Here is a 5,188-nt window from a genome sequence, read left to right on the forward strand (position 1 = left end):
GAATTATGCCTCCCTCTTTTGTAAGTCTCCCTCCCTTTTTTGTAAGTCTCGCTTCAATCCATCTTATATATTCGTCTTTTTTATAATCTATAACGGAGTTTAAAGACACGAGTTGATTTTTTAATCTCTCCAAATAAGCGTTTGACATTTGAGCGATTTCCTCGTAGTCAAAATTATTTTCTATCGCTATATCGAAAAATTTTTTATATAATCTGTCGCATAGATTAACCAAAGAGCTGATTATTATAACGATTTCTCTTACATGTTTTAATCCTTCGTTTTGCCAATGTTTAGAGCCGACAATTTCGGGGCTTATTCTAAATTTATATCCCAAACCTTCTTTAGTTTTAATATTTTTATGGCAGTAGGTTATAAATTGTTTTGAAGATTCGTCAACGATATTTCTTACTCTATTCGTTATATCATGAGCTTGATTTATAAGTTCTATTATTTCTTTATAATCGTCATTTTGAATAACAGATTTTTTTTCGTTTACCATATTCTTAATGCTTTCTATGACTCCGAGTCTTTTATTTTTTTTCATTCTTGAAATATAAAATAAAGCCTTTAATATTCCGTTTTTACTTCCTTCGTTTCCAAAATAACTCGAAGCCGAATTTTCAAAATTATGAGCTTCGTCAATTATAACTTTCGTATATCTCGGAAGCAAACTATATCTTCCCGCTGTTTCGGCATATAAAGACAAATCGGCGCATAATATATGATGATTTACGATTAAAAGTTGAGACGCGTTTAATTGTTTTCGCATTTTATAAAAATAGCAATCTTCCAAATATTCGCATTTTCTGTGAGTGCAAGTGTCCGTATCGCAGCAAACCATTTCCCATAATTCGCTTTTGGGTTTATATCCCAAATCCGTTATCGAGCCGTCTTTAGTTATATTGAGCCAATTATCTATACTTTCAAAAAAATTTATCTGTTCGTCAAAATCCAATTTGTCTATATCGTTTAATCCGTCTTTCACTTTTTTTATGCATACATAATTATTTCTTCCTTTAACCAAAGCGTATTTTACGGTTGGAGCGATTGTGTCGATTATAGAAGGCAAATCTTTTGAAATAATTTGTTCTTGCAAATTAATCGTATTAGTCGAAACTACGATTCTCGTTTTATTTTCTTTAAGCCATAATAGAGCGGGAATTAAATACGCGAAAGATTTACCGATTCCCGTTCCCGCTTCAGATATTAAATGTTTATTATTATTAAACGCTTCAATAGTCGCTTCTACAAGTTCCGTTTGTTCCTGTCTGTATTCGTATTTTTTTAACAGTTTGCTTAAAAGTCCGTTTTCGGTAAACATATACAATGCTTCGGGAGAGTTTATAGTTTTTGTGTCTTCCGATTTTATTGGACGAACGACTTCGTAATAATCGTCAACATCGTTATTTACTATATAAAAACCGACTCCAGCGTTGTTTCCAAGTTCGCTTGCAATCATCAAATCCGCTCTCGAAGGCGTTAATTGTCCCGATGGATGATTATGAATAACGGCGTCAAATTCCAAAGACAGAGATATAATCGCTGGGACGGAATCTTTATTTCCCCTCGCCATAACTTCTATATGGTCCAATATTCCAAAAGCGTTGAAATTTATTCCAAAATATACTTCGTTGCCGTAGGATTCGACTATCGATTTTCTCATAAAATTGACGGCTTCTACCGAAAATATATCGTTTAATTCTTTATCGTTCATTATTAAAATATAGTATATATTAAAGTCTTTGTCAAACTTAATATTATTTATATTTACATTTTTAAGGTTTAAAATATAATTAGTTTTTAATATTTTAATTTAAAAAATTAGAAAAATTTAAGGCGTAAATTATGAATAAAATAAATAAAATATATATAGGCTATCCTCCTTTTGAAAGCGATAGAGGAGTGGCTTTACTTTCTCAAAACAGACAGTTTCAATGGTTCAAAAGCCCTACTTATATTTATCCCGTAGTTCCCGCGACCGCGGCTACAATGATAAAAAACGCGGGCTATGAAGTCGCTTTTATTGACGCGATTGCAAGAAATATGAATTCTTATCAATGGTATCAATATTTGGACGAAAACACTCCCGATTTATTATTTTTTGAAGTGAAAACTCCCGTGATATATAAGGCTTGGAAAATAGCGAACACTCTTAAAGAAAAATATCCTAAAACTATAGTCGTTATCGGAGGAGACCATATTACGGCAATGCCCGAAGAGACGATGCAAAACTGCAAAGTCGATTATTTATTATGCGGAGGAGATTACGATTTTCTTTTGCTCAATTTGATAGAATATCTTAACGGGAAAGGCGAATTGGAAAAAGGAATATATTATAGAGAAAACGGAATTATAAAAAATACGGGAATGTTCGAGTTGCGGCATGATTTGAAAACTTTGCCTTTTATTGACAGAGATTTAACCGATTGGAAAAGATACGCTTACGATAACGGAAATTTCAAACGAATACCTGGAACTTATATAATGGCGGGAAGAGACTGCTGGCATCATCGCTGCACTTTCTGTTCTTGGACGGGAATATATACAAATTTCAGAGTGCGGACTGCGGAAAATGTGGTTGACGAGATAGAATTTTTATACAATAAATACAATATAAAAGAGATAATGGACGATACGGGATGTTTTCCGATAAAGAAATGGCTAAACGATTTTTGCAATATTATGATTGAAAGAAAATTAAATAAAAAAGTAAATTTGGATTGCAATATGCGTTTCGGTTCGGTAAACGAAGAAGAATACAGATTAATGAAAAAAGCGGGATTTAGATTTTTATTATTCGGATTGGAATCGGCAAGTCAAAACACATTGGACAAATTAAAGAAAGGAAATAAAGCGGAAGAAATATTGCCGTCTTGCAAAGCAGCCGCCGAAGCTGGACTCTCTCCTCATATAACCGTTATGTTGGGCTATCCTTGGGAAACGGAAGAAGATATTGAAAAAACCTACGAGCTTACGAAAAAACTTCTTCTTAAAGGCTACGCGAAAACCATGCAGGCTACGATAATAATTCCTTACCCAGGAACTGAATTATTCAATCAATGCAAAGCGGATAATTTGCTTCTCACAGAAAATTGGGAAGATTACGATATGCGTCAAGCTATAATGAAAACGGAAGTTGGAGAGCAAAAAATAAAAGAATGGATACAAAAACTTTATAATTTGAGTTTTACTCCGAGATTTTTAGCTCATAAAATTTTATCCATAAGAGATTTGGACGATATTAAATACTATTTGCGAGCCTTCAAAAAAGTTTCAAAAGGACATTTGAAAGACTTCGCTTAAATGCGTATTTTGAAACTTTATTTGAATTATTTTGAATTAATTTCTGCCGTCAATTAAACCTTTAACATGCTTCACTATATCGAATCCTGCATTCAAGGCTTTCGCTATAGAACCGCCCGATTTATAAAGTATGTCTCCCGCTATATATAAATTATCAACCGAACTTTCATGAATTCCTCTTACTATTGGAACTCCGCTTTCGTCCAAATCTATAGAGCATTTTTTTAAGAAATCTATAGGAGCCACTCCGCCGAGCGCGTAAATAACTCTGTCGAATATGTCGCTTGTTTCGTCCGCAAAGTTGACCAAAACTTTTCCGCCTTCGTCCGCTATCGATTTTATATCGACTCCCAATTTTGCCTTTACTTTTCCGCTTGAAATATCTTCTTTTATAGTTTCCAAATTCTTTTCGTTTGGACGAGTGAATTCGCTTTTTCTATAATTTATCGTTACATCGTTGTCTTTTCCCAAAAGATAAGCGTATTCTACCGCTGAATTTCCTCCTCCGACTACAAGAACTTTTTCGTTTTCTTTGCATTTATAAATATTGAAATTGACTACAGCGTTTAAACTTGGCGGAATCGGATAATCGGGTTTGTTGGGTCTGCCCATTTTTCCGATTGATACGACTACATATTTTGAAACATATTTGTCGTTATTTACCGTCAATACTTCAAAATATTCTCCGTTTTTCTTGATTGATTCGACTTCCGTATTAAAGAAAGCGTCAATATAATTTCCAAATACGCATTCGCTAAACAAATCCAAAACATCGCCTTTTGTCGCCGTTTCAAATTTTATATTTCCGCTCAAGTCGATTCTCTCGCCTTTATAATCTTTGTCGACTCTCTTATCGTCTTTATAAAATTTTCTTATCGTTGTGGAATGATTGTCTCCTTTTTCAAGCAGAAGAACTTTTTTCATTTGAAGAATAGCCGCTTCAACGGACGCCGCTATTCCCGCAGGTCCCGCTCCGACTATGATTAAATCGTATTCGTTTTCTAATTTATTTTCCATTTTAATTATTCTCCTTAATTTTTAATTTAAATTTAATAATAAAATTAATTATAATTACAATTTTTGATTTATCAATCTAAAATATTTTTTAATTAAACATCCAAATTTTTTACATATCTTGCGTTTGCTTCTATAAAATCTCTTCTCGGTTTAACTTCGTCTCCCATAAGCATCGTGAATAATTGGTCCGCTTTTTCCGCGTCTTCAGTCAATACTTGATACATAAGCCGAGTTTCTGGATTCATTGTCGTATCCCATAATTGGTCCGCGTTCATCTCTCCCAAACCTTTATACCTCTGTATATCCGAATTCTTACCCTTATTTTCTTCGAGTATTTTATCTCTCTCTTCGTCCGAATAAGCGTAGGTAAAATTCTTTTTATCGAAACTAATTTTATATAGAGGAGGAACCGCGATAAATATATGCCCCAAATCTATCAAAGGACGCATATATCTAAAGAAGAAAGTCAAAAGTAAAGTTCTTATATGCGAACCGTCAATATCCGCGTCTGCCATTATGATAACTCTTCCGTATCTTATTTTAGATATATCGAAAGAAGAACCGACTCCGCAACCGAGCGCAGCTATTATAGGTTTCAAACTTTCGTTGTCTATAATTTTATCCAACCTCGCTTTTTCGACATTCAAAACTTTTCCTCTTAAAGGCAAAATCGCTTGAAAATGTCTGTCGCGTCCTCCTTTAGCCGTGCCTCCAGCGGAATCTCCTTCCACAAGATAAACTTCGCATTTGTCGACTTCCTGCTCAGAGCAATCGGCAAGTTTTCCAGGTAGAGAATCGCTTTCAAGAGCGTTTTTTCTTCTCGCCAAATCTCGAGCCTTTCTTGCAGCTTCTCTCGCTTGAGCCGCCG

4 protein-coding genes are annotated in these 5,188 nt (G+C 34.3%); 1 reads left to right on the top strand and 3 read right to left on the bottom strand.

Annotated elements, in window-relative coordinates:
• Positions 1-1,714 (bottom strand): DEAD/DEAH box helicase (locus tag EZH24_RS06890; RefSeq protein ID WP_137998392.1); only part of this gene is annotated, 1,714 nt, incomplete at its 3' end.
• A 131-nt stretch (positions 1,715-1,845) separates the two neighbouring features.
• Here EZH24_RS06890 and EZH24_RS06895 point away from each other — a divergent pair.
• The gene (locus EZH24_RS06895) at positions 1,846-3,303 is read left to right on the top strand and encodes a B12-binding domain-containing radical SAM protein (protein WP_137998393.1); all 1,458 of its coding nucleotides are present in this window, start codon (positions 1,846-1,848) and stop codon (positions 3,301-3,303) included.
• A 36-nt stretch (positions 3,304-3,339) separates the two neighbouring features.
• On the opposite strand, the gene EZH24_RS06900 is transcribed toward EZH24_RS06895, so the two are convergent.
• Positions 3,340-4,320: an NAD(P)-binding domain-containing protein gene (locus EZH24_RS06900; protein WP_137998394.1), complete on the bottom strand. Its 981-nt coding sequence runs from the start codon at positions 4,318-4,320 to the stop codon at positions 3,340-3,342.
• Positions 4,321-4,412: 92 nt separating this feature from the next.
• Positions 4,413-5,188, bottom strand: a 776-nt coding sequence (locus EZH24_RS06905) for a toprim domain-containing protein (RefSeq protein WP_236847102.1), incomplete at its 5' end; no start/stop codon positions are given.

Source organism: Brachyspira catarrhinii, assembly GCF_005518285.1.
GTDB classification, from domain to species: Bacteria; Spirochaetota; Brachyspiria; order Brachyspirales; family Brachyspiraceae; genus Brachyspira; species Brachyspira catarrhinii.